Raw genomic sequence first — 21,150 nt, 5'->3', positions numbered from 1 at the left:
GGCCAAACCGGCCCGTGCCGGGCGCGCGGACCGGTCCCCGCCCCCGGCCCCCGGTGGGGGCACGGCCCTGCCCGCGGGCCCGGCCATCGCTCCAGCGGACGCGAGCGCTCACCCGCCAGGGGCCACGGGGCGCCGGGCCCGCCCGATCAGCCGGCCCGGTGGCCGCCGTCAGCGGACGGGCACGAGGTTGGGGCCGACGATGTGGCCCTGGTGGGGGTGGGGGGCGTTCTGGTCGTGGCGGAAGTGCCCGGCGTACCAGACGACGACGTTGGTGCGGCCGATGTCCTCGCCGTCGACGAACCGGTCGAGCATCGCCCGGTTGTCGCCGTCGGGGTTGCCGTCGTACAGCTCGCTCGCCCGGCGGCGCAGGAACCACAGGTCGGCGATGCCGTAGGGGTCGGCGGTGTTGTCGTGCCCCCCGGGCACGATGCGGTAGCCGCGGCCGCTCGCGGCGTCGGTGACCTGCCAGAACCGGGCCGTGCCCCGCCGCCTGCGGGAGGTCTCCCGCAGGATCGGCGTGGCCTTCAGCACGCCGGGGGCGACCTCGTCGAACTGCTCGATCACGTCGTTGTCGGAGCCTTCGACGTCGAAGTCGAACCGCCAGTAGACGTGGTGGCGGTGGCGCATGCAGGTGCGCGGGTTGCGGACCCCGGCGAAGCCGAAGCGGGGCCGGACGGTGCCGTCGTCGGCCAGGCGCCACTCGGAGACGTACCGGTACCAGCCGGCGGCGATCTCGCTGACGATGCGCACCTCGCCGCCGGCGTCGTGGAAGGCCACGCCCTGGAAGTTGCCGGCGTCGTTGTCGGGGCGCTCCAGGATCGTGCGCGGCGGCCGGGTGCAGATCCGCCAGCCCCAGCCGACCGGGTCGGTGCCGGTGGCCGAGAAGCGGGTCTCCTGGTTCTGCCAGTCGCGGAAGGTGACGCCGTCCTCCTCGTACTGCACGTTGAGGATCGGCACGTGCGCCTGGCGGAAGACCAGCCGGCCGCGGTGGCGGACCTCGCGCAGCTCCACCCCGGAGCCGTCGCCGGGGTTCTGCGGCGCGGAGGCGCGGGGCCGTACCACGATGAGGTTCCACAGCTCGGTGCCGCCGTCGAGCACGCGCAGCCGTACCGCGTCGGGGCCGCCCCGGTCGCGCAGGCTCTCCACCGGCTCGGGCAGGTGCGACTCGCAGTCGCCGGGGTGCATGGCCGGCGAGACCCCGGCCGGGGACCAGTCGACGGTGCCGGCGGCGGTGTCGACGGCGACGATGCGGTGCTCGACGTCCTCACCGGGCGTGTAGAGGCCGAGGGTGGGGCGGCGCGTCGTGGTGCCGTCGGGGCGCTCCAGGTCGGCCAGCGGCGGCATCGGCTGGTAGACGACCACGTCGCCGGAGGCGGGGAAGCGCGGGTCGGCCCGCAGGATCTGCGCCGCCGCCCGCAGCTCGTCCGGGCCCGGGGTGGGCCGCCAGGCGCTGGGGGCGACCTCGGCCCGCTCGGGCGCCGCGACGGTGCCGCGCAGCTCCACCCCCCGGTTGGCGACCGGATCGAACACGCTCGCCCGGAACGGTGCCCGCCCGGCCGCGTCCCCGGCCGCGTCGCGGCCCGTCACGGCGGCCCCGCCGACGATGAGCCGGCCGGGGTCGGCGGCTCCCAGGTGCGCCGCCACCGCCGGATGCGCCGCGACCACCTCCCGCACGCGCTCGGCCGTCAGCCCGGCCTGCCCGGCGGGCTCGATGATCATCTGTCTGGTCATGGAGTCTCCCCGTTGGAGGTGTCGGTGGTGCGCGCGGCTGCGGATCCGCGGCGCCGCCTCGTTCCTATCCCGCCGGTTCGACGCGGGAAAGACCCCAGATGTTGCGGGAGGGCCGGATCTGCGGCTTCTCCGGAGCCGGAAGGCGCGCGTCCCGGAGCCGGGAGGGCCGATCACCCGCACCCGACGGCCGGCCCGTCCGGGCCGCCTTCCCACCGGTACGGCGGACGTCACCGGCCGTCCGGTCGCTGCTCACGCCCCCCGCCGCGCGCCGATCACCGGCGGGGCGCCCCGTCGCGCCCGCTTCTTCGGGCGAGGCTGCGGAGCTGCCCTTCGTGCACGTCGCTCACCCACTCCCAGCCGGGCTCGGCCGAGGGGCCGATCCGTGGGTCGGCGGGGACCTGGCCGTTCCGCAACGCGAGCACGTACGCCCGATCCTGGTCGATCCGTGCCTGCACCCGGCCGGATCCGGCGACGGAACCGTGGCCCGGGACGGCGGCCTCGACGCCGTCCGCCGCCTCCTCCAGCAGTTGCAGCGCGGCCAGGTAGTCCTCGATCGGGTCGGCGGCGGTGTCCCAGTCGAGCATCGGGACCAGGACGTCGGACAGCATGTCGCCGGCGACGAGAACCCCGCGTTCCTCGATCAGCAGCGCCGCGTGGCCCGGGGCGTGCGCCTGATGCTCGATGATCCGGACGTCGGGGCCGTCCCACGGAATCCGCGCGGTTCCGGCGGGCAGGCCGGTGATGAGGCCGAGCAGGTCCAGCGGTACCTGCCCGGCGATCTCCGTCTCGAGCAGGTGGTCGGCGATGCGGGCCTTCGCGTCTGCGTCCGACAGCTGCTCTCGGGTGGCGGCCGCGCAGCGCGCCGTGCCGTAACGGGGCGCTGCGCCGAGCCGGGGGTGCCAGAGCAGGTGATCCCAGTCCGGGTGCGTGGAGAACCCCGCCACGACGGGCCGGCCCGACGCGGCCAGATCGTCCGCGAGGCACTCGATCTCGGAGCCGGTCACGCCGGGGTCGATGAGCAGCACACCGGCCCGGCCCTGCACCACGACGGCGTTGCTCTGCACGAATCCGCTCTGGTGGACCAGCACACCCTCGGCGATCTGCCTCAGCACGGGCTCGCCTCCTTCGCGTCCAGGACGGCGTAGCGATGCATCGTGACGCCCTGCTCGAACGATCGCTGCTCCAGCAGGCCGAGGTCGATCGGCCGGTCGTAGTCGTCGAACAGCGGCCTGCCGAAGCCGAGGACCGCGGGGTGGGTGAAGAGCAGCAGCTCGTCGAGAAGCCCGGCCCGCAGCAGTTGCGTGGCGAGGGCCGCGCCGCCCACGCTGATCCTGCCGTCCGTCTCGGCCCGCAGGGCGGCGAGCCGCTCGATCGCGTCGTCTCCGCCGACGATCCGGGTGTTGTGATCGGCGCTGCGGCGGGTGCGGGAGACGAGCACCTTGGGCTTGGCGGTCCAGATCTCGCCGTACTCGCGCATGAAGTCCGGCAGCGACGCGTCCTCGCGCGCCCGCGGCCAGCACTCCTCCATGACCTCGTAGTAGGCCCGGCCGTGGACCATGAGCGCGAGCGCCTGCGTCTGCGCGTTGGCCTCGCGGTGCAGCTCCTCGTCGAGGCGCAGCCACTCGCCGGCGCCGTTGTCCCCCGGGACCTGCTCGATCCGCAGGTCGAGGGAGACCTGCATGGAATAGACGAAGCGGCCCATCAGTCCTCGTTCCCGTATAGTGATTGCATTCTGCAACCACTATATTGGGGGTGGACCATCCGTCAAGGAGGAATCGTGGAACCACGGTCGGGGTGTCCGATCAACGCCGCAGTCGAGGTGCTCGCAGATCGCTGGTCGCTGCTCGTGCTGCGCGACATCGTCTTCGGCGACCGCCGCCACTTCCGCGCGCTGCTCACCGGGTCGATCGAGGGCATCGCCTCGAACATCCTCGCCGACCGCCTCAAGCGCCTCATCGACGCGGGGATCCTCACCCGCGGCACCGCTGTGCGGGGGCAGCGCGCACGCTTCAGCCTCACCGAAGCCGGCATCCAGACTCTTCCGATCATCTATGCCCTCGGCAACTGGGGGCTCGACTGGTGCCCGGGCAGCGACGAGCTCCGAAGCCGGCAGCGGTTCATGCGCGATGCGGGTCCGGCGTTCATCGAGGAGTTCATGGACGAGCTCCGCGCCCGCCACCTCGGCGCCCCGCCGAAGCCGCACGACGGTCCACGCCCCTCCGAGCGCCTCGACGCCGCCTGCGCCGCGGCCGCCGCGCACGCCGACCGGCCGTCGTGAACCCGGACCCCACCGGGCCCCCGGCCGCCGGCGCGGTGGCGCAGGGCGCGCGGCGCGGCGGGGGAGCGGGGAGGCCTGCGGGGCCCGCGCGGGGACGGTGCCGCAGATCTGCGGCACAATACCCGCCATGACCACCGCGCAGGCGCAGCGTCCGCCCGGCACCGTGCTGGAGGCGGTGCTGGAGCGCATCACCTACGCCAACGAGGAGACCGGTTACACCATCGCCCGCGTGGCCACCGAGCGGTCGGGCTCGGAGCTGCTGACCGTGGTGGGCCCGCTGCTGGGCGCCCAGGTCGGCGAGTCGCTGCGGCTGACCGGCCGGTGGGGCTCGCACCCGCGCTACGGCCGCCAGTTCGAGGTGTGGTCCTACACCACCGTGCTGCCGGCCACCGTCCAGGGCATCCAGCGCTACCTCGGCTCCGGACTGATCAAGGGCATCGGGCCGAAGATGGCCGAGCGGATCGTCGCGCACTTCGGCACCGCCACCCTCGACGTCATCGAGACCGCTCCCGAGCGGCTGGTCGAGGTCCCCGGCCTGGGGCCCAAGCGCACCAAGATGATCGCGGCCGCCTGGGAGGAACAGAAGATCATCAAAGAGGTGATGATCTTCCTGCAGGGGGTCGGGGTGTCGACCTCCATCGCGGTGCGCATCTTCAAGCAGTACGGCGAGGACTCCATCGCCGTCGTCAGGAGCGAGCCGTACCGGCTGGCCGACGACGTGTGGGGCATCGGCTTCAAGACCGCCGACACCATCGCCCAGGCCGTCGGCATCCCCCACGACAGCCCCGAGCGGGTCAAGGCGGGCCTGCGCTACACCCTGTCGCAGGCCGCCGACGACGGCCACTGCTACCTGCCGGCGCCCAACCTCGTCGGCGACGCCGTCAAGATCCTCGACGTGCCCGCCGAGCTGGTCGCCCGCTGCCTGGAGGAGCTGGTCGCCGACGAGGGCGTGGTCCGCGAGGAGCTGCCCGCCGGCGAGGTGACGATCCCGGCCGTCTACCTGGTGCCCTTCCACCGCGCCGAGCTGTCGCTGGCCCGCTCGCTGCGGGCGCTTTTGACGTGCGAGCACGACCGGCTGGGCGTCTTCGCCGGCGTCGACTGGGCGGTGGCGCTGCAGTGGCTGCGCGGCCGTACCGGCGCCGACCTGGCCGCCGAGCAGGAGAAAGCGGTACGGCTGGCGCTGACCGAGAAGGTCGCGGTGCTGACCGGCGGCCCCGGCTGCGGCAAGAGCTTCACGGTGCGCTCCATCGTCACCCTGGCCCGCGCCAAGAAGGCCAAGGTCATCCTGGCCGCCCCCACCGGCCGGGCCGCCAAGCGCCTGGCGGAGCTGACCGGCCACGAGGCGACCACCGTGCACCGGCTGCTGCAGCTGCGCCCCGGCGGCGACGCCACCTTCGACCGCGACAACCCGCTCGACGCCGACCTGGTCGTCGTCGACGAGGCCTCCATGCTGGACCTGCTGCTGGCCAACAAGCTCGTCAAGGCCGTCGCCCCCGGCGCGCACCTGCTGTTCGTCGGCGACGTCGACCAGCTGCCGTCGGTCGGCGCCGGCGAGGTGCTGCGCGACCTGCTGGCCGCCGAGGACGAGATCCCGCGGGTGCGCCTGACGCACATCTTCCGCCAGGCCCAGGAGTCCGGGGTGGTCACCAACGCCCACCGGGTCAACAGCGGCTTGATGCCCGCGCTGGAGGGCATGAAGGACTTCTTCCTGTTCCCGTGCGAGGACCCCGAGGAGATCGCGGCGCTGACCGTCGACGTGGTCGCCAACCGCATCCCGCGCCGGTTCGGTCTCGACGCCCGCCGCGACGTGCAGGTGCTGGCGCCGATGCACCGCGGCGCGGCCGGCGCCGGCAACCTCAACACCGTGCTGCAGGAGGCGCTCACCCCGGCCCGCGAGGGCATGCCCGAGCGCCGCTACGGCGGGCGGGTCTTCCGGATCGGCGACAAGGTCACCCAGCTGCGCAACAACTACGACAAGGGCGCCGCCGGGGTGTTCAACGGCACCGTCGGCGTGGTGACCGACATCCGGCCCGACGACCACAGGCTGCTGGTGCGCACCGACGAGGACGAGGACGTCGAGTACTCCTTCGACGAGCTCGACGAGCTCGCCCACGCCTACGCCGTGTCCATCCACCGCTCGCAGGGCAGCGAGTACCCCGCGGTGGTGATCCCGCTGGCCACCAGCGCGTGGATGATGCTGCAGCGCAACCTGCTCTACACCGCGATCACCCGCGCCAAGAGGCTCGTGGTCGTCGTCGGCTCGCGCCGGGCGCTGGGCCAGGCGGTGCGCACCCGCGGCGCCGGGCGCCGCCACACCAGCCTGACGCACCGGCTGCGCCTGGGCTGAGCGGGCCGGCCCGCTCAGCCCAGGCCCTGCCCCGTGCCCAGGCCGCGCAGGAGCGTGTCCACCAGCCGGGCCGCCAGCGCCTCGGTGTCGTCGTCGCGGGCCTGCGCCGCCTCGTGGATCAGCGCGTAGTAGACCCGCCTGGCCCAGTGGAGGTCGACGTCGGCGCGCAGCACTCCGGCCTCCCGCGCCCGGGCGAAGAGCCGCTCGCAGCGCTCCTCGACGCGCGCGTGCACCGCCGCGGCGTCGGGGTCGGTGATCAGCGCCCGGCTCATGGCGAAGCCCCAGTCGATCTTGACGCGCAGCACGTTGGCCGTGACCTGGTAGAGCGCGACGAGCGGCGGCGTGGTCTCGGGGTGGGCGGCGTCCACGGCCTCGGCGAACTGCCGCGTGGCCCACGCCGCCATCGCGGCCACCAGCGCCTCGCGTGAGGCGAAGCGGCGGTGCACGGTCGTGCGCGCGACCCCGGCGGCCTCGGCGATCTGCTCCATGCTCGCCGCCGGGTTGCCGCTGAGCACCCGCTCGGCGGCAACCAGGATCGTGCGCACCGTCCTTTCGGCGTCGGACCTCAGTGCCCGTGTCGTCCCACTCATCTCTCCAGAGTAGGGCTTCGTCGCCACTCACCCAGAAGTTGCATCATTGATGTTGCATATTCTAATGTTTCCGCATCGACATAGACGCAAATGACTGGAGGGGAACGCCATGGACATGCGACTCACCGGCACGACCGCCGTGGTGACCGGCGCCAGCAGGGGCATCGGGCTGGCGATCGTGCGGGCGCTCACCGCCGAAGGCGTGCGGGTCGCCGCAGCCGCCCGCACGATCCCGCCCGCACTGCGGGAGACCGGCGCGATCACGCTGCAGGCCGACCTGTCCACCCCGGACGGCCCCGCCGAACTGATCGGACGGGCCGTGGCCGAGCTGGGCGGACTCGACCTCCTGGTCAACAACGTGGGCGGCGGCGACGGCGGCGACGGCCACGTCGGCGGCTTCCTGGACTTCACCGACGAGCAATGGCTGCGCGACCACGGGCTGAACTTCCTCAGCGCCGTGCGCGCCACCAGGGCCGCCCTGCCCAGCCTGCTGCGCCGCGGAGGCACGGTGATCAACATCTCGTCCAACGGCGCGCGCCTGCCGCACGCCGGGCCGGTCACGTACACGACGGCCAAGGCGGCGCTGACGGCCTTCGGCAAGGCGCTCGCCGAGGAGTTCGGGCCGCGGGGCGTGCGGGTCAACACGGTCTCGCCCGGCGCCACCCGCACCTCGATGTGGGAGTCCCCCCACGGGTACGGCGCGGCGCTGGCCTCCGCGCTCGGCATGGAGCACCAGCGGCTCCTGGAGGACCTGCCGGCGGGCACCGGGATGACCACCGGCAGGCTCGTCGAGCCCGAAGAGGTCGCCGCGCTGGTGACCTGGCTGGCCTCACCCCACGCCGGCAGCGTCACCGGTGCCGACTACGTCATCGACGGCGGCGCGGTCAAGACGGTCTGAGCGCACCGGCGCCGCCGGCGGCGGCGATCACCCGGGTCAGCGCCCGGTGCAGGTCCTGCAGCTCGGCCGCCTCCATGCCCAGGCGCTCGACGATCGCCGCGGGCACCTCCAGCGCCTGCTCGCGCAGCGCCAGGCCCCTGCCGGTCAGCACGACCGCCAGGGAGCGCTCGTCGGCGCTGGCGCGGCGGCGTTCGACCAGGCCCGCGGCCTCCAGACGCTTGAGCAGCGGCGACAGCGTGGCCGGCTCCAGGCGCAGCAGCTCGCTGAGGTCCTTGACCGACGAAGGCGCGTGCTGCCACAGCGCCAGCATCACCAGATACTGCGGGTGGGTGAGCCCCATCGGCTCCAGCACCGGCCGGTAGAGCGCGATGACCGACCGCGAGGCGACCGCCAGGGCGAAGCACACCTGGTTCTCCAGCGACAGCGGATCAGCGATATCCCTCATGTCGGTCACGGGCCCCTCCACCGGGTGAGATCTCCCACAGCAGGTAATTTAGTGTCCTAATCATCAGTATGCTAAATAACGGTGCCGCCGACGGCACACGTCTCCGCCCCGCCCACCCGAGGAACCGCCATGGCAGAGCGCAAGAGGAAGAGCCTGGAAGAGCGGATCGCCGACCGCCAGGCGCAGCGGCCTCCTCTGAAGGAGGGCAAGCACTTCGAGCACGGGCCGGCCAAGTGGCTGTTCGTCTTCGTCATGGTGTTCATCGTGCTCATCCACATCGTCGGGCTGCTCATCGTCATGGCCGCCGAGACCTGACCGCGGGGCCCGGCCCCCGCCGCGGTCTCCGTCTGCGCCCCGGCGGCGCCGGCGCCCGCGGCCGGTACGGCCCGCGCCGGCAGCACGTACTCCTCACCGGCCTGACGCTCCGGCACCTGCCGCGCCGGCGGCCGCGGCGGGCCCTCCTGCAGCAGATCCGCCGCCGTATCGGCGGCCGACGGGTGGATCCAGCGCGGGCAGCGGCGTCACCAGAAGCTGCCCGGCAGGGCCGAACCCGTCCGGCAGCAGCCACCCCGGCGCCCGCGCGCAATCCAGCCGGCGGGGGAGGCGACGGCGGCGGGCGGCGGTGCGCCAGGGCGCGCGGGGCGGGCCGGACACGGGGCGGCCGGGAGCGGCGGGGGAGAAGGCGCAGACCGGCGAGGCCGTGCCGGGCCGCAGTCATCCTGACGGCGGCGTGACACGCCGTCAACGGCCGCTTCACCCCCGAAGGTTACTGAAATGTGACTTTCCCGGGCTGAACCCTGGACACCCCACACGCATCTCCTATTAGGGTTTTTAGACGCACTTTGCTGCACTATGGGGGATGGAGTTGTGTTGAACGTCGGATCTCGACGCCTCAGAGCGCCGCTGGCCGGACTGACCGCGGCGGCCACCGCCGTGCTCGTCGCCTCCTGCTCCAGCGGCACGGCCGGCACCACACCCGTCGCCGACAGCAAGGACGCCGGCAGCGGAGGGAGCGCCCAGACCGCGCCGGCCGCCGCCGTGATAAAGATCAGCCCCGCCGAGGGCAGCGGCGGCGTCCGGCCCAGCAAGAAGGTGGTCGTCACCGCCGACGGCGGCACCCTCGAGCAGGTCACCGTGGAAAGCGACGGCGAGCAGGTGGAGGGCTCCTTCGACGCCGCCCGCACCAAGTGGGTCTCCACGGCGCCGCTGAAGCCCTCCAGCCGGTACACCGTCTCGGCGCGCGCCGCCGACGGCACCACCGCCACCAGCTCCTTCACCACGCTGAAGCCGAAGGTCGAACTCGCCGTGGCGGACGTGACCCCGGCGGTCAAGGGCGAGAAGGTCGGCGTGGGGGCGCCGATCATCGTCACCTTCAACCAGCCGATCACCGCCAAGGCCGGCAAGGCCAACGTCGAGCGCGCCCTGGAGGTCACCTCGGAGAAGCCCGTCCAGGGCGCCTGGCGGTGGATCGACGACAAGACCGTCATCTACCGCACCGCCAAGTTCTGGAAGCCCTACCAGAAGGTCACCTTCACCGCCCACCTCGAAGGCGTGCAGGGCGGCAAGGACATGTACGGCACCAAGGACGTCACCAAGACCATCCGCATCGGCGCCGAGCAGATCTCCACCGTCGACACCCGCAAGAAGACCATGATCGTCAAGCGGGACGGCAAGGTCGTCAAGAAGATGCTCATCAGCGCCGGCATGGCCACCACCCGCGCCTACACCACCACCAGCGGCGTGCACCTGGTCATGGGCAAGTCCAACCCCGAGCGGATGATCTCACCCGGCTTCCCCAAGGGCCACCCGGAGTACTACGACGTCATGATCAACCATGCCGTCCGGTTCTCCAACAGCGGCGAGTACGTCCACGCCAAGGACAACGTCTGGGCCCAGGGCCGGCGCAACGTCAGCCACGGCTGCATCAACGCCCGCCCCGACCAGGCCAAGTGGTTCTACGAGATCGCCCAGCGCGGCGACGTCATCGTCATCAAGGGCACCGACCGCCAGATCGAGTGGAACAACGGCTGGAGCTACTGGGAGCTGTCGTTCAAGGAGTGGAAGAAGGGCAGCGCCCTGTCCTGACAGTGAGGATGGAGGTGAACGCCTCCCGGTGGAGCCCGGCTCTTGCCCTGACTGACCACGGTGTCTTCAGCGCGATCTGCCGGCCCCGTCCGGGAGGCGTTCGTCTGCACTCACCGGACGCGGCGCGTGACCTCATAGGAGCCTGGCCAAAGGCCCCCTCACTGTCTTGTCCGTATCGCCCGGCCACCCCGGCCCGCCAGGGCGGCCCGCGACCTCAGATGAGCGACAACTGCCGCGCCGCGGCCACCGCCGGACGCGCCCGCGGCGCCCCCCACGCCAGGCCGTAGCGGGCCGCCAGCCCCGCCACCTGACCCGTCACCCGCTCCACGTAACCCGCCTCGGCCTCCGGCCCCGCGGCGTACAGCTCCGCATAGCGCGCCACCAGCCCCGGATGGCGCTCACCCAGCCACGACAGGTACCACTCCCGCGCCCCCGGCGGCAGCCGCAGCACCCGCGCCTCCACCGCGGACGCCCCCGCCGCGGCGATCCGCCGCACCGTCGCGGCCAACTGGTCGGGGGAGTCGGTCAGCAACGGCAGGACCGGCGCCATCGCCACCCCGCACGGCACCCCCCGCTCGGCCAGCTCCGCCACCAGCTCCAGACGCTTCTGCGCGCTCGGCGCCCCCGGCTCGACCGCCCGGCGCACCTGATCGTCGACGAAGGCCACCGACACCACCACGCTCGCCCCGGCCAGCGAGGCCAGCGCCCCGGCGTCCCGCAGCACCAGCGGACTCTTGGTGTGCACGGCGAACTCCGCCCCCGCCTCGCCCAGCGCGGCCACCACCCCCGGCATGAGCCGGTAGATCTCCTCCGCCGCCTGGTAGCAGTCGCCCGCCATCCCCACCGCCACCGGCGCCCCGTCCCACCGGCGGGCCAGCTCACCGCGGAGCCGCCGCGCGATGTCGGTGCGCACCACGATCCGCGAATCGAAGTCGCCGCCCGAGTCCAGCCCCAGATAACGGTGACCCCGCCGGGCCGAGCAGTACCGGCACGCCTGCGCGCACCCGCGGTACGGGCTCACCGCCCAGCCGCCCGGCACGGCCTCCAGCGCCGTGCGGGCCCGCACCTCGTAGCAGGTCAACGCACCATGGACCCGCGTCACCGCGGTGCGCTCGATCCGCGGCCGCGTGTCGGGCACCTCGGCCACCAGCGCAGGGGAGTCCCATCCCATACCGCCCAGTGGAACACGCTTTCGACTCCACTCGCAACCACTTCACCCGGCCACCCGCATCACGCGCCCGCACACCCCGAGCCCCCGGCCCGTGATCTACGCTGAAACGGTGCTCGAACCCGCCTACCCCATCCGCACCGAGCGCCTCCTGCTGCGCCCCTTCACCCCCGACGACCTCGACGCCCTGCACACCATCCAGTCGCTGCCCGAGGTCGCCCGCTACCTGTACTGGGGTCCCCGCGACCGCGAGCAGACCCGCGAGGCCCTCCACGCCAAGACCACCCAGACCGCGCTGCGCGACGAGGGCCAGGCGCTGTCCCTGGCCGTGGAGATCGCCGCCACCGGCGAGCTGATCGGCGACGCCCTGCTGTTCTGGCACAGCCGCACCCACCGCTCCGGTGAGATCGGCTACGTCTTCCACCCCGGCCACCACGGCCGCGGCTACGCCACCGAGACCGGCCACGCCCTGCTGCGCCTCGGCTTCGACGGCCTGGACCTGCACCGCGTCACCGGCCGCCTGGACGCCCGCAACACCGCCTCCGCCCGCGTCCTGGAACGCCTCGGCATGCGCCGCGAAGCCCACCTCGTGGAGAACGAGTGGGTCAAGGACGAGTGGACCGACGAGGTCGTCTACGCGATCCTGCAGCGCGAATGGCGCATGCGGCACGGCGGCCGGGACGGCGAGCGGTGACGCCCATCCTGCACCTGGCCCTGACCGCCGACTGGCAGGCCGCCCGCACGGCGGGGGAGTACCGCGTCTCCACCCGCGGCCGCACCCTGGAACAGGAGGGCTTCATCCACGCCTGCGCCGACCACGCCCAGCTCGCCGGCGTCGCCCGCCGCTTCTACCGCGGCGTGACCGAACCGCTCACCCTGCTCACCATCGACCCCGCCGGCCTCGACGTCCGCCTGGAGGCCGCCCCCGACACCGGCGAGGCCTTCCCCCACGTCTACGGGCCCATCCCGGTCCGCGCCGTCGTCTCCGCCACCCCGTACACCCCGCCCTGACACCGGCCCCGCCGGGCACCCGCGGGGAAGGGGCGGGACACCGCCCGGCGCGCCACGGTCACCCGCGGCCCGAGGCCACCCGCACGACCTCCGCCGGACCCGGCGCGCCGCGACCGCCCGGCCCCGCCCGGCCCCGGGCGGTCTTCAGCCCCCGCCCGGACCCTGCCGGTCGGCGACCTCCAGCGTGACGGCACCGGGCACCGCGGACAGCGCCTCCCGCAGGCAGGCGGCGAGGCCCTCCCGGCTCGCGGGCCCGGGACGGGCCGTCCACTCCTCCAGCGCGCAGTGGAAGGCCGCGACCAGGAGGTCGAGTGCCAGCCTCGGCCGCAGATCACGCGGATCGAACCCGAAGCGCTCCCGCAGGACCGCGAGCGCGGCTCGGGTCGTCCGGTCGCAGAACTGCAGGCTGTGCGCGCTCATCGACGGCGTGGCGGCGGCCAGGCGGCAGCTGAGCACGGCGTGCTCAGCCCAGCCCCCGGCGGGCATCTCCTCCACCGTCGCCAGCAGTTCCCGTCCGAGCAGCTCCATCAGCGGGCCGCCCCGCGGAAGACGGCGGCTTCCCAGACCGGACAGGAAGAGCGCCCACATGTCCTGCGTGGGCGCCGTCGCGACGTCCTCCTTGGTCGCGAAGTAGCGGAAGAACGTGCGCTTGGAGATCTCGACCTCGGCGCACAGCTCGTCGAGCGTCGTGTCGTCGAAGCCCTGAGCGGTGAACCGCCTCAGCGCCGTGTCGATCAACGCCTCACGGGTGCGGAGCTTCTTGCGCTCGCGCAGGGTCAGCTCTCCAGGGGTCACAGTGCTCATCGCCGCTCACTGTACCCGGACGGGGACGAACGCCCATGCGCTATTGTGCCACTGAGTGACATAAGCCCCTAAGTGAATTTTGGTGACCGATGCGAGCACTGATCATCGACCACTCCGCCCCCGGCGGCCTGCGGCTCGGCGAGGCGCCCGAACCCGTCCCCACCCCCGGCCAGGCGCTGATCCGGGTGACGGCGACCTCCCTCAACCACGGCGAGGTCGCCGGCCTGGGCACCGCCCCGCAGGGCGCCGTACTGGGCTGGGACGCCGCCGGAACCATCGAGCGCGCCGCCCAGGACGGGTCCGGCCCCGCCGCCGGCACCCAGGTCGTCACCCTCGGCCTGGACGGCGCGTGGGCCGAGCTGCGCGCCGTCGACACCGACTGGATCGGCGTCGTACCCCAGAACGCCGATCCCGGCGCGATCAGCACCGTCCCGGTGGCGGGCGCCAGCGCGCTGCGCGCGCTCCACCGGATCGGACCCACCCTCGGCAGGCGCATCCTGATCACCGGCGCCACCGGCGGAGCCGGACGCTACGCCGTACAACTCGCCCGCCTGGGCGGCGCACACGTCGTCGCCTCCACCGGTGATCCGGCGGCCCACGCCCAGAGCCTGCGCACGCTCGGCGCGCACGAGGTGATCCCCGATCCCGCCGTGCTCACCGAACCGGTGGACGGCGTGGTCGACTTCGTGGGCGGCCGACAGCTCGTGGCGGCCTACGACCGCCTGGCCGCGGGCGGCACCCTGGTCTCCGTCGGGCACGCTGCGGGCGACGGAGAGGCCTTCCCCTTCGGCGCCTTCGGCGGCGACCAGGGCCGGCAGGACCGCTCGATCACCACCTTCTTCCTGGCCGCCCACCGGGACCTGGGACCCGATCTGACATGGCTGGCCGGCGCCGTGGCCGCCGGGCGGCTGAACCCGCAGATCTCGTGGCGGGGCTCCTGGAGCGGGGCCGCCGAGGCCGTCGGCCTCCTGCTCGGCCGCCGCCTGCACGGCAAGGCCGTCCTCGAGATCGACTGACGGCCAGGACGCAGCGAACGCCTCCCGACGGAGTCCGGCCCACCGCCTGACCACCACGCCGCCTTCAGCGGAACCGGCCGGCTCCATCGGGCAGCCGCCCCTCCCCGGCATCCCTCCGACCAGAACCGGACGGCGCCGCCCCCCGACCCGGACCACCGGCCGACACACTGCCCGCACGGCGGGGAAGACTCACGTCTCCACCCTCACAGGCCCATCCCCGTCCGCGCCGTCACCCCGCCACCCCGTCCTGACACCGCGCCGGACCCGCCCCCACACGACCTCACCCGCACAAGGTCCGCTGGATCCGCCGCGCCGCGAACAGCAACCCCGCGGCCGCCATCACCACCAGATACGCCGCATGCCCCAGCAGCCCCCACCCCGGCTGCCCGAGCACCAGCCCCCGCACCAGCTCCACCGCGTGGAACAACGGCGTGGCCGCCACCAGCACCTCCATCGCCACCGGATAGTCCTGCACCGGCGAGAACGTCCCCGAGAACAGGAACAACGCGAACTGCCCCGTGCTCAGCAGATCGAAATCCTGCCAGCCCCGCATCAGCGTGCTGATCGCCATCCCGACCCCGCCGAACGCCAACCCCACCAGCAGCGTCGCCGGGAACACCGCCAGCGCCCACACCGGCGCCGCCAGCCCCAGCGCCACCATCACCACCAAGAACGCCCCCGTGTAGACGCAACTGCGCACCAGCGCCCACGCCAGCTCACCCAGCGCGATCTCCAACGGCCGCACCGGCGTCGCCAGCACCGCCTCGAACGTCTTGGCGTACTTCATCTTGAAGAAGAAGTTGAACGTCGTCTCCGACAACGCCCCCGACATCGCCGACACCGCCAGCATCGCCGGAGCCACGAACACCGCGTACTCCACCACCCGGCCACCCGGCAGCGGCAGCGCCCCCACCAGCGCCCCCACCCCGACACCGATCGACAGCAGATACAGCACCGGCTCGAAGAACCCCGACACCAGCACCAGCCAGTAGGACGGCCCGCTGCGCAACGCCCCCACATTGCGGCCCAGCACCGCACCCACCCGCGACGGCGAAACCCTCAACGCCACCACCCGCGCGGCCAGCATCGTCGTCACCATGCTCAATCCCGAAGTCGCTTACGGAAGGCGGCACCCGCCCACACCAACCCCGCGGCCGCGAACGCCAGCAGGCACACCACATGCACCACCGCCGGCCACGGCGGCGCCGTCCCCAGCGTCGCCGCCCGGCACAGCTCCACCCCATGCCACAGCGGCGAGACGTACGCCAGCGGCCGCACCACCCCCGGCAACTGCTCCACCGGGAAGAACACCCCCGCGAACAACGTCGACGGGATCATCACGAACCGGAACAGCAACGCGAAATAACTGTCATGGTCGATGCTCGCCGCGAACGCCGTCACCGGCGCCGCCGCCGCCACCGCCACCAGCCCCGCCACCAGCGGCGTCACCACCGCCCACGGCGACCGCAACGCCCCGAACAGGCTCGTCACCACCAGGAACACCACCACCGCGATCTCCACCCGCAGCAGGATGTACAGCAACCAGCCCGCCACCATGTCCCGGATCCCGACCGGCGTGGCCCGCATCGCGTGATAACCCCGCGTCCACTTGAAGTCGCCCAGCACCGAGTACGTCGACTCGCCCGCCGCCATCTGGAACGCCGTCGAGGCCAGCACCCCCGGCACGATCCACGCCAGGTAGTCCACCCCGCCGATCCCGCCGACATAACCGCCGACCCCGATCCCGATGCTCACCAAGAACAGCACCGGCAGGACGAACGAAGAGAACACCGACGCCCGCCACAGCCGCCGGTACAGACACAAGTGGCGCTCCAGCACCGCCACCGCCGGACGCACCATCGCTCAATCCACCAACGTCCGGCCGGTCAGCTGCAGGAACACGTCCTCCAGCGAGGAACGGCGCACCAGCACACTCGACGGCGCAAGCCCCCGCCGGTGCACCTCCGCCACCGCCGCGTCCCCGTCCTCGGCGTACACCAGGATCCGGTCCGGCAGCGGATCGACCCGCCCGATCCCCTCCAGCTTGCCCGTGTGATCGGCTTCGTCGGCGAACCGCAACTCCACCACCTCGGGCGTCGAATACGTCTCGATCAGCGAACGCGGCGACCCCTCCGCCACGATCCGCCCGCCGTCCATCACCACCAGCCGGTCGCACAACTGCTCGGCCTCGTCCATGTAGTGCGTCGTCAGCACCAGCGTCGTACCCCGCTGCTTGAGCCGGAACAACCGCTCCCACAGCAGATGCCGCGCCTGCGGATCCAACCCCGTCGTCGGCTCGTCCAGCAGCACCAGATCCGGCTCGTTCACCAGCGCCCGCGCGATCGTCAACCGCCGCTTCATCCCCCCCGACAGCGGCTCCACCATGCTGGATGCCTTCTCCCGCAACCGCGCGAAATCCAGCAGCTCATCCGCCCGACGCCGCGCCTCCGCCCGCGACAACCCGAAATACCGCGCGTACGTCGTCAGATTCTCCCGCACCGTCAGATCCGGATCCAGATTGTCCAGCTGCGGGCACACCCCCAGCCGCCCCCGGATCCTCGACCCGTCCCGCACCGGATCCATCCCCAGGATCCGCAGCTCCCCGGCGGTCGGCATCGACACACAACTGATCATCCGCATCGTCGAGGACTTGCCCGCGCCGTTCGGCCCCAGAAAGCCGAACGCCTCACCGGGCGCCACCTCCAGATCGATGCCGTCCACCGCGGTGAAGTCACCGAACCGCTTGACCAGGCCACGCGCGTAGATGAGGGGTCGCTCAGACACGCCCGCGACCGTAACAGACCCCTGCGGCGGTTCCGCAAACGATTTACCGCGCCACCGGCCGCCGACCCGCCGCACCCCGCCGCCCCCGCCCCGGCGGCACCCCCCGCTCCGCGACCGCCCGCCTCCTCCTGCGCCGCCCCAGCAACCAGCCCGCACCCAGCACGGCCAACCCCAGGGGAGTGCGCGACAACCACCGCGCCGCCACCAGCTTCACGAACCTCTTCATGCACCGCCCCCTGCCCCCACCGCCGACCCGCACACCCACCCGCCACCCCAACCCAACCCCCCGGACCCCTCCGCACGAGGCCCCCGCGACGGTACGCTCACCCCATGTCGAACCTGATCGTCATCACCTTCCTGACGGCGGTGTTCGCCGTGCTGGTCATCGGCCTCATCGTGCTCGCGGTACGGCTGGCCCAGCGCCCCCGCAACGCCCTGCTCGGCAGCAGCCTCAGCCCCGAACTCGTCGAACAGGTCCGCGAACTCAAAGCCACCGGCCAGTTCGACCAGGCCGTCTTCATGGTGCGCGGCGAGACCGGGATGAGCCACCGCGCCGCCACCCGCTTCGTCCGCAAGATCCACTGACGCCGCCCCGCCCGCCCCGGCCCCCTGCGACCACCCGCCACACCCCTCACGAACCCCCGGCCGCCCCCGCACCGCCGCCGTCCTCCGCCGCCAACCGGCCCAGCACGCCGTACGCCGGATTGCCCTGCGCCGCCCGCCGCACCTCCCGCGCCGTCGACGCCACATACGCCTGACCCGTCACGATCGACGAATGCCCCAGCAACTCCATCAGCTCGTGCGCCGACGCCCCCCGCTCCGCCAGCCGCGTCGCGAACTCGTGCCGCAACGCGTGCACCAGCGTCCCCCGCTGCACCCGATCGTGCACACCCGCGTACCGGTAGCACTGCCGCACCAGATACTGCAGCCCACCCCGCCGCAACGGCTCACCCGAGGTGTCCACCAGCAACGCCGCCGACCGGGGGAGCGACGCCACCCCGAACCGCTCCATCCGACTGCGCAGATACCGCTCCACCAACCGCTCCACCGGCGGCTCGATCGGCAACGACCGCGTCCTGCCGCCCTTGCCCACCACCTGGATCCGCCGATCACCCGGCGACCCCCCGATCGACCCCAGCGTCAACCCCAAAAGCTCCGCCGACCGCATCCCCGTCACCAGCGCCAGCGCCAGCACCACCAGGTCCCGCTCCACCCACGGATCCCGCGCCTTACGCGCCCCCGCAGCGATCCGCTCCAGCAACGTCACCGACGCCGTACCGTCCCCCAGAAACGGCTTCGGCGCCTTCGCCGGCTGCCGCGGCCGCGGCACCGCCGCCATCGGATTGCCCTCCAGCAGCCCCTCGGCCACGCAGAACGTCAAGAACTGGTTCCACGCACTCCACGCACGATTGACACTCGCCGGCGACCGCGGCCCCGAGAACTCCGCGAACGCCGCCCGCACCAGCCGCCCCGACAGCGCCCGCACCTCCAGCTCCGCCACCGGCACACCCGCCAGCCCCGCCGCGGCCTCCGCCACCAGCCGCAGATCCCGCTCGTACCCCGCCACGGTGTTCACCGACAGCTTCTTCGTCCGCAGCGACCCGACGAACTCCGCCACCGCCTCCGGCACCCGCATCAGCACCAGCGCATCACGATCGCCCACCCCGGCCTCCATCCGCACGACGGTCCCCAACGGCACGCGGGTGAAATTATGCATCGCACCCGTGCCCCGGCCCCCCGGCGACCCGCCCGCCGCCCCGGCCCGGCCGGGCGGGGGAGGGGACCCGCCACCCCGGCCCCTCGCACCACCGCGGGTAGGTTGCCGCCATGAGCACCGTCCTGCTACCCGGCCTCGCCCTCACCGACCACACCTTCACCGTCCCCCTCGACCACACCGACCCGGCGGGGGAGACCATCGAGATATTCGCCCGCGAGGCCGTCGACCCCGCCCGCCGCGACCACGACCTGCCCTGGCTGCTGTTCCTCCAGGGCGGCCCCGGCGGCAGGTCACCCCGCCCCACCGCCGCCGACGGCTGGCTCGGCCGCGCCCTCCAAACCCACCGCGTCCTCCTGCTCGACCAGCGGGGGACCGGCCGCAGCACCCCCGTCACCACCGCGACTCTCACCGCCGCCCCCGCCGAGACCGCCGCCCGCCTGCGCCACCACCGCGCCGACGCCATCGTCGCCGACGCCGAGCACATCCGCCGCACCCTGATCGGCGACCGCCCCTGGGAGACCCTCGGCCAGAGCTACGGCGGATTCATCACCCTCACCTACCTGTCCCAGGCCCCCGAAGGCCTCGAAGCCTGCTACATCACCGGCGGCCTGCCCGGCCTGACCGCCACCGCCGACGACGTCTACACCCGCACCTACCCGCGCGTGCGCGCTAAAGCCGACCGCTACTTCACCCGCTATCCCGCCGACCGCGCCCGCCTGGACGCCATCGCCGACCACCTGCGCGACCGGCGCGTCCTGCTGCCCGACGGCGACGAGCTGACCGTCCGCCGCCTGCAGACCCTCGGCACGGACCTGGGCACCGGCGACGGCCCCCACCGCCTGCACTGGCTCCTGGAGGACGCCTGGACCGGCGGCGAGCTGTCCGACGCCTTCCGCTACGGGGTCATGAACGCCACCGGCTTCACCGGCAACCCGCTCTACGCCGTCATGCACGAGTCCATCTACGCCCAGGGCGCCGCCACCGACTGGGCCGCGCACCGGCTGCTGCCGCAGGAGTTCGCCGACACCGCCCGCCCCCTGCTGCCCACCGGCGAGATGATCTACCCCTGGATGTTCGACGACATCGCCGCGCTGCGCCCCTTCAAGGAGGCCGCGCACATCCTGGCCGCCGCCGGCGACTGGCCCGCCCTCTACGACCCGGCGCGGCTGGCCGCCAACCGGGTCCCGGTGGCCGCCGCGGTCTACTACGACGACATGTACGTCGACGAGCGCCTGTCCGCCGGGACCGCCGGCGCGGTCGGCAACCTGCGCACCTGGGTGACCAACGAGTGGGAGCACGACGGCGTCCGCGTCTCCGGCGGACGCGTCCTGGCCCGGCTCATGGACATGGTCGCCGGGCACGTGTGAGCCCACCGGAACACGCGCCATGCGGCGGCGGGGGGAGACGCCCCCAAGTGATGCATAAGTAAAATTATGCATCAAACGTGCTTTGACCGGCAGGCGGCAGGGGCGCCGCTCCGCCGCGGACGTCCCGCAGAGCGCACGCGGCGGAATCGGGATAACGTGCCGTGGAGTAGCCGACGACGGCGGACCGGCAGGGAGACGCCCCACGAGGAGGCCGCGTGACCGCGACACGGGTGCTGGTGATCGGTCTCGATCCCGCCAAGCTCCAGGGCTGGGACCCGGAGCCGGTCCAGGCGGCGATCGCACGCGGCCGGGCCCGCTTCGACGACCACGGCATCGAGGCCGACTGGTGCCTGGTGGCGCTCGACGAGGATCCCGAGGAGGCGATCGCGAACGCGCTGACCCGCGCGGATCATGACTGCGTGGTGATCGGTGCCGGCATCCGCAAGGATGAATCGCTGCTCGGACTCCTCGAGAAGGCGGTGAACCTGGTGCGCCGACACGCACCCGATGCGGCCATCGCCTTCAACAGGGATCCCGAGGACTGCGCGGACGCGGCTCTGCGGTGGCTGCGCTAGTCCTGGCGCCGCCACCCCCGGGACCGCTTTTGCCGGTTCCATCCCTATACCAGACAGAAGCTGAATTCTGTCTGGTATAGGGATTGATGTCCTTTAGTGTCACTCGATGAGTGATATGTCGTCGCTGGGGCCGCCCCGGCCCTTCCCCGCCGTCCGCGCGGACCGACGGTGACCGGACGGCCGCGCCCGCCCCTCCCCCGCCGGGACCGGCTCTGGGTGCGCCGGATCACCGCCGAAGATCGTCGGCAGGCACCTCGCGCGGCTCGTCGCCCCCTGTCGGCGGGCCGGGCCCGGCCGGGGAGCCGCTGTTGAGAGCGACCAGGGCCCGTCCACG

The 21,150-nt window shown here is 72.9% G+C and carries 23 protein-coding genes; 11 read left to right on the top strand and 12 right to left on the bottom strand.

The window, feature by feature from the left end; all coding sequences use genetic code 11:
- Positions 1-168: 168 nt before the first annotated feature.
- The 3 genes from ABD823_RS12570 to ABD823_RS12560 all read right to left on the bottom strand — a co-directional run bounded on the left by ABD823_RS12570 (position 169) and on the right by ABD823_RS12560 (position 3,433).
- Positions 169-1,731, bottom strand: a complete 1,563-nt coding sequence (locus ABD823_RS12570; RefSeq protein ID WP_344859021.1) for a hypothetical protein — start codon at positions 1,729-1,731, stop codon at positions 169-171.
- 272 nt (positions 1,732-2,003) lie between these two features.
- Positions 2,004-2,843, bottom strand: coding sequence for an MBL fold metallo-hydrolase (locus tag ABD823_RS12565; RefSeq protein ID WP_344859019.1), 840 nt, complete (start codon positions 2,841-2,843; stop codon positions 2,004-2,006).
- A complete protein-coding gene (locus ABD823_RS12560; protein WP_344859018.1) occupies positions 2,837-3,433 on the bottom strand; it encodes a dihydrofolate reductase family protein in 597 nt (198 codons plus the stop codon). Before ABD823_RS12560 ends, ABD823_RS12565 begins: the two co-directional genes overlap by 7 nt.
- 75 nt (positions 3,434-3,508) lie before the next feature.
- On the opposite strand from ABD823_RS12560, the gene ABD823_RS12555 reads away from it, so the two are divergent.
- Both ABD823_RS12555 and recD2 read left to right on the top strand, forming a co-directional pair.
- A complete protein-coding gene (locus ABD823_RS12555; protein ID WP_344859016.1) occupies positions 3,509-4,009 on the top strand; it encodes a winged helix-turn-helix transcriptional regulator in 501 nt (166 codons plus the stop codon).
- Positions 4,010-4,136: 127 nt separating this feature from the next.
- Complete coding sequence (recD2, locus tag ABD823_RS12550; protein ID WP_344859015.1) at positions 4,137-6,356, top strand: SF1B family DNA helicase RecD2; 2,220 nt, start codon at positions 4,137-4,139, stop codon at positions 6,354-6,356.
- A gap of 14 nt (positions 6,357-6,370) precedes the next feature.
- Here recD2 and ABD823_RS12545 read toward each other — a convergent pair whose 3' ends face one another.
- Positions 6,371-6,946, bottom strand: a complete 576-nt coding sequence (locus tag ABD823_RS12545; RefSeq protein ID WP_344859013.1) for a TetR/AcrR family transcriptional regulator — start codon at positions 6,944-6,946, stop codon at positions 6,371-6,373.
- A gap of 109 nt (positions 6,947-7,055) precedes the next feature.
- Between ABD823_RS12545 and ABD823_RS12540 the strand changes: the two genes are divergently transcribed.
- Positions 7,056-7,844 carry an SDR family NAD(P)-dependent oxidoreductase gene (locus ABD823_RS12540; RefSeq protein WP_344859011.1) on the top strand — a complete coding sequence of 263 codons (789 nt, stop codon included), beginning with the start codon at positions 7,056-7,058 and terminating at the stop codon, positions 7,842-7,844.
- Here the strand turns inward: ABD823_RS12540 and ABD823_RS12535 are convergent.
- A complete protein-coding gene (locus ABD823_RS12535) occupies positions 7,831-8,289 on the bottom strand; it encodes a MarR family winged helix-turn-helix transcriptional regulator (protein ID WP_344859157.1) in 459 nt (152 codons plus the stop codon). The genes ABD823_RS12540 and ABD823_RS12535 overlap by 14 nt on opposite strands.
- A gap of 129 nt (positions 8,290-8,418) precedes the next feature.
- Between ABD823_RS12535 and ABD823_RS12530 the strand changes: the two genes are divergently transcribed.
- Positions 8,419-8,604 (top strand): hypothetical protein, encoded by a 186-nt coding sequence (locus ABD823_RS12530; RefSeq protein WP_344859009.1) that lies wholly within the window; start codon positions 8,419-8,421, stop codon positions 8,602-8,604.
- A gap of 552 nt (positions 8,605-9,156) precedes the next feature.
- Positions 9,157-10,374 (top strand): L,D-transpeptidase, encoded by a 1,218-nt coding sequence (locus tag ABD823_RS12525; RefSeq protein ID WP_425566601.1) that lies wholly within the window; start codon positions 9,157-9,159, stop codon positions 10,372-10,374.
- A 214-nt stretch (positions 10,375-10,588) separates the two neighbouring features.
- On the opposite strand, the gene ABD823_RS12520 is transcribed toward ABD823_RS12525, so the two are convergent.
- Positions 10,589-11,545, bottom strand: a complete 957-nt coding sequence (locus tag ABD823_RS12520) for a radical SAM protein (RefSeq protein ID WP_344859005.1) — start codon at positions 11,543-11,545, stop codon at positions 10,589-10,591.
- Positions 11,546-11,636: 91 nt separating this feature from the next.
- On the opposite strand from ABD823_RS12520, the gene ABD823_RS12515 reads away from it, so the two are divergent.
- Both ABD823_RS12515 and ABD823_RS12510 read left to right on the top strand, forming a co-directional pair.
- Positions 11,637-12,236 carry a GNAT family N-acetyltransferase gene (locus tag ABD823_RS12515; RefSeq protein WP_344859003.1) on the top strand — a complete coding sequence of 200 codons (600 nt, stop codon included), beginning with the start codon at positions 11,637-11,639 and terminating at the stop codon, positions 12,234-12,236.
- Positions 12,233-12,553, top strand: coding sequence for a DUF952 domain-containing protein (locus ABD823_RS12510; RefSeq protein WP_344859001.1), 321 nt, complete (start codon positions 12,233-12,235; stop codon positions 12,551-12,553). The genes ABD823_RS12515 and ABD823_RS12510 overlap by 4 nt, the downstream gene beginning before the upstream one ends.
- 144 nt (positions 12,554-12,697) lie before the next feature.
- On the opposite strand, the gene ABD823_RS12505 is transcribed toward ABD823_RS12510, so the two are convergent.
- A complete protein-coding gene (locus tag ABD823_RS12505; RefSeq protein ID WP_344858999.1) occupies positions 12,698-13,357 on the bottom strand; it encodes a TetR family transcriptional regulator in 660 nt (219 codons plus the stop codon).
- A gap of 89 nt (positions 13,358-13,446) precedes the next feature.
- Here ABD823_RS12505 and ABD823_RS12500 point away from each other — a divergent pair, with 89 nt between their 5' ends.
- Positions 13,447-14,373 carry a zinc-binding dehydrogenase gene (locus tag ABD823_RS12500; protein ID WP_344858997.1) on the top strand — a complete coding sequence of 309 codons (927 nt, stop codon included), beginning with the start codon at positions 13,447-13,449 and terminating at the stop codon, positions 14,371-14,373.
- 280 nt (positions 14,374-14,653) lie between these two features.
- Here ABD823_RS12500 and ABD823_RS12495 read toward each other — a convergent pair whose 3' ends face one another.
- Genes ABD823_RS12495 through ABD823_RS34620 form a run of 4 tightly spaced genes read right to left on the bottom strand, consistent with a single transcriptional unit; the run spans position 14,654 to position 17,383 of the window.
- Positions 14,654-15,472 carry an ABC transporter permease gene (locus ABD823_RS12495; RefSeq protein WP_344858995.1) on the bottom strand — a complete coding sequence of 273 codons (819 nt, stop codon included), beginning with the start codon at positions 15,470-15,472 and terminating at the stop codon, positions 14,654-14,656.
- 2 nt (positions 15,473-15,474) lie between these two features.
- The gene (locus tag ABD823_RS12490) at positions 15,475-16,218 is read right to left on the bottom strand and encodes an ABC transporter permease (protein WP_344858993.1); all 744 of its coding nucleotides are present in this window, start codon (positions 16,216-16,218) and stop codon (positions 15,475-15,477) included.
- An 18-nt stretch (positions 16,219-16,236) separates the two neighbouring features.
- Positions 16,237-17,157, bottom strand: a complete 921-nt coding sequence (locus tag ABD823_RS12485) for an ABC transporter ATP-binding protein (RefSeq protein WP_344858991.1) — start codon at positions 17,155-17,157, stop codon at positions 16,237-16,239.
- 43 nt (positions 17,158-17,200) lie between these two features.
- A complete protein-coding gene (locus ABD823_RS34620) occupies positions 17,201-17,383 on the bottom strand; it encodes a DUF6203 family protein (protein WP_425566600.1) in 183 nt (60 codons plus the stop codon).
- Between the two features lie 104 nt (positions 17,384-17,487).
- Between ABD823_RS34620 and ABD823_RS12480 the strand changes: the two genes are divergently transcribed.
- Positions 17,488-17,742 (top strand): hypothetical protein, encoded by a 255-nt coding sequence (locus tag ABD823_RS12480; RefSeq protein ID WP_344858989.1) that lies wholly within the window; start codon positions 17,488-17,490, stop codon positions 17,740-17,742.
- Between the two features lie 46 nt (positions 17,743-17,788).
- Here the strand turns inward: ABD823_RS12480 and ABD823_RS12475 are convergent, their stop codons facing one another.
- Entirely contained in the window at positions 17,789-18,793 is a 1,005-nt protein-coding gene (locus tag ABD823_RS12475; protein ID WP_344859155.1) for a tyrosine-type recombinase/integrase, read from the bottom strand.
- Positions 18,794-18,984: 191 nt separating this feature from the next.
- On the opposite strand from ABD823_RS12475, the gene ABD823_RS12470 reads away from it, so the two are divergent.
- Both ABD823_RS12470 and ABD823_RS12465 read left to right on the top strand, forming a co-directional pair.
- Positions 18,985-20,241, top strand: a complete 1,257-nt coding sequence (locus ABD823_RS12470; protein WP_344858987.1) for an alpha/beta fold hydrolase — start codon at positions 18,985-18,987, stop codon at positions 20,239-20,241.
- Between the two features lie 215 nt (positions 20,242-20,456).
- A complete protein-coding gene (locus tag ABD823_RS12465) occupies positions 20,457-20,816 on the top strand; it encodes a hypothetical protein (protein ID WP_344858985.1) in 360 nt (119 codons plus the stop codon).
- Positions 20,817-21,150 lie beyond the last annotated feature (334 nt).

This window comes from Planomonospora alba (assembly GCF_039534085.1).
GTDB lineage: Bacteria > Actinomycetota > Actinomycetes > Streptosporangiales > Streptosporangiaceae > Planomonospora_B > Planomonospora_B alba.
Note: the sequence above shows the minus strand (reverse complement) of the source record. Positions and strands in the feature narration are given on the sequence as shown.

Excerpts from the sequence above, each read along its gene's own strand:
- ABD823_RS12505 (WP_344858999.1), bottom strand. The coding sequence starts at position 13,357 with ATGAGCACTGTGACCCCTGGAGAGCTGACCCTGCGCGAGCGCAAGAAG.
- ABD823_RS12470 (WP_344858987.1), top strand. The coding sequence starts at position 18,985 with ATGAGCACCGTCCTGCTACCCGGCCTCGCCCTCACCGACCACACCTTC.
- ABD823_RS34620 (WP_425566600.1), bottom strand. The coding sequence starts at position 17,383 with ATGAAGAGGTTCGTGAAGCTGGTGGCGGCGCGGTGGTTGTCGCGCACT.
- ABD823_RS12570 (WP_344859021.1), bottom strand. The coding sequence starts at position 1,731 with ATGACCAGACAGATGATCATCGAGCCCGCCGGGCAGGCCGGGCTGACG.
- ABD823_RS12540 (WP_344859011.1), top strand. The coding sequence starts at position 7,056 with ATGGACATGCGACTCACCGGCACGACCGCCGTGGTGACCGGCGCCAGC.
- ABD823_RS12560 (WP_344859018.1), bottom strand. The coding sequence starts at position 3,433 with ATGGGCCGCTTCGTCTATTCCATGCAGGTCTCCCTCGACCTGCGGATC.
- ABD823_RS12530 (WP_344859009.1), top strand. The coding sequence starts at position 8,419 with ATGGCAGAGCGCAAGAGGAAGAGCCTGGAAGAGCGGATCGCCGACCGC.
- ABD823_RS12475 (WP_344859155.1), bottom strand. The coding sequence starts at position 18,793 with ATGCGGGTGCCGGAGGCGGTGGCGGAGTTCGTCGGGTCGCTGCGGACG.
- recD2 (WP_344859015.1), top strand. The coding sequence starts at position 4,137 with ATGACCACCGCGCAGGCGCAGCGTCCGCCCGGCACCGTGCTGGAGGCG.
- ABD823_RS12495 (WP_344858995.1), bottom strand. The coding sequence starts at position 15,472 with ATGGTGACGACGATGCTGGCCGCGCGGGTGGTGGCGTTGAGGGTTTCG.
- ABD823_RS12535 (WP_344859157.1), bottom strand. The coding sequence starts at position 8,289 with ATGAGGGATATCGCTGATCCGCTGTCGCTGGAGAACCAGGTGTGCTTC.
- ABD823_RS12520 (WP_344859005.1), bottom strand. The coding sequence starts at position 11,545 with ATGGGATGGGACTCCCCTGCGCTGGTGGCCGAGGTGCCCGACACGCGG.
- ABD823_RS12480 (WP_344858989.1), top strand. The coding sequence starts at position 17,488 with ATGTCGAACCTGATCGTCATCACCTTCCTGACGGCGGTGTTCGCCGTG.
- ABD823_RS12545 (WP_344859013.1), bottom strand. The coding sequence starts at position 6,946 with ATGAGTGGGACGACACGGGCACTGAGGTCCGACGCCGAAAGGACGGTG.
- ABD823_RS12500 (WP_344858997.1), top strand. The coding sequence starts at position 13,447 with ATGCGAGCACTGATCATCGACCACTCCGCCCCCGGCGGCCTGCGGCTC.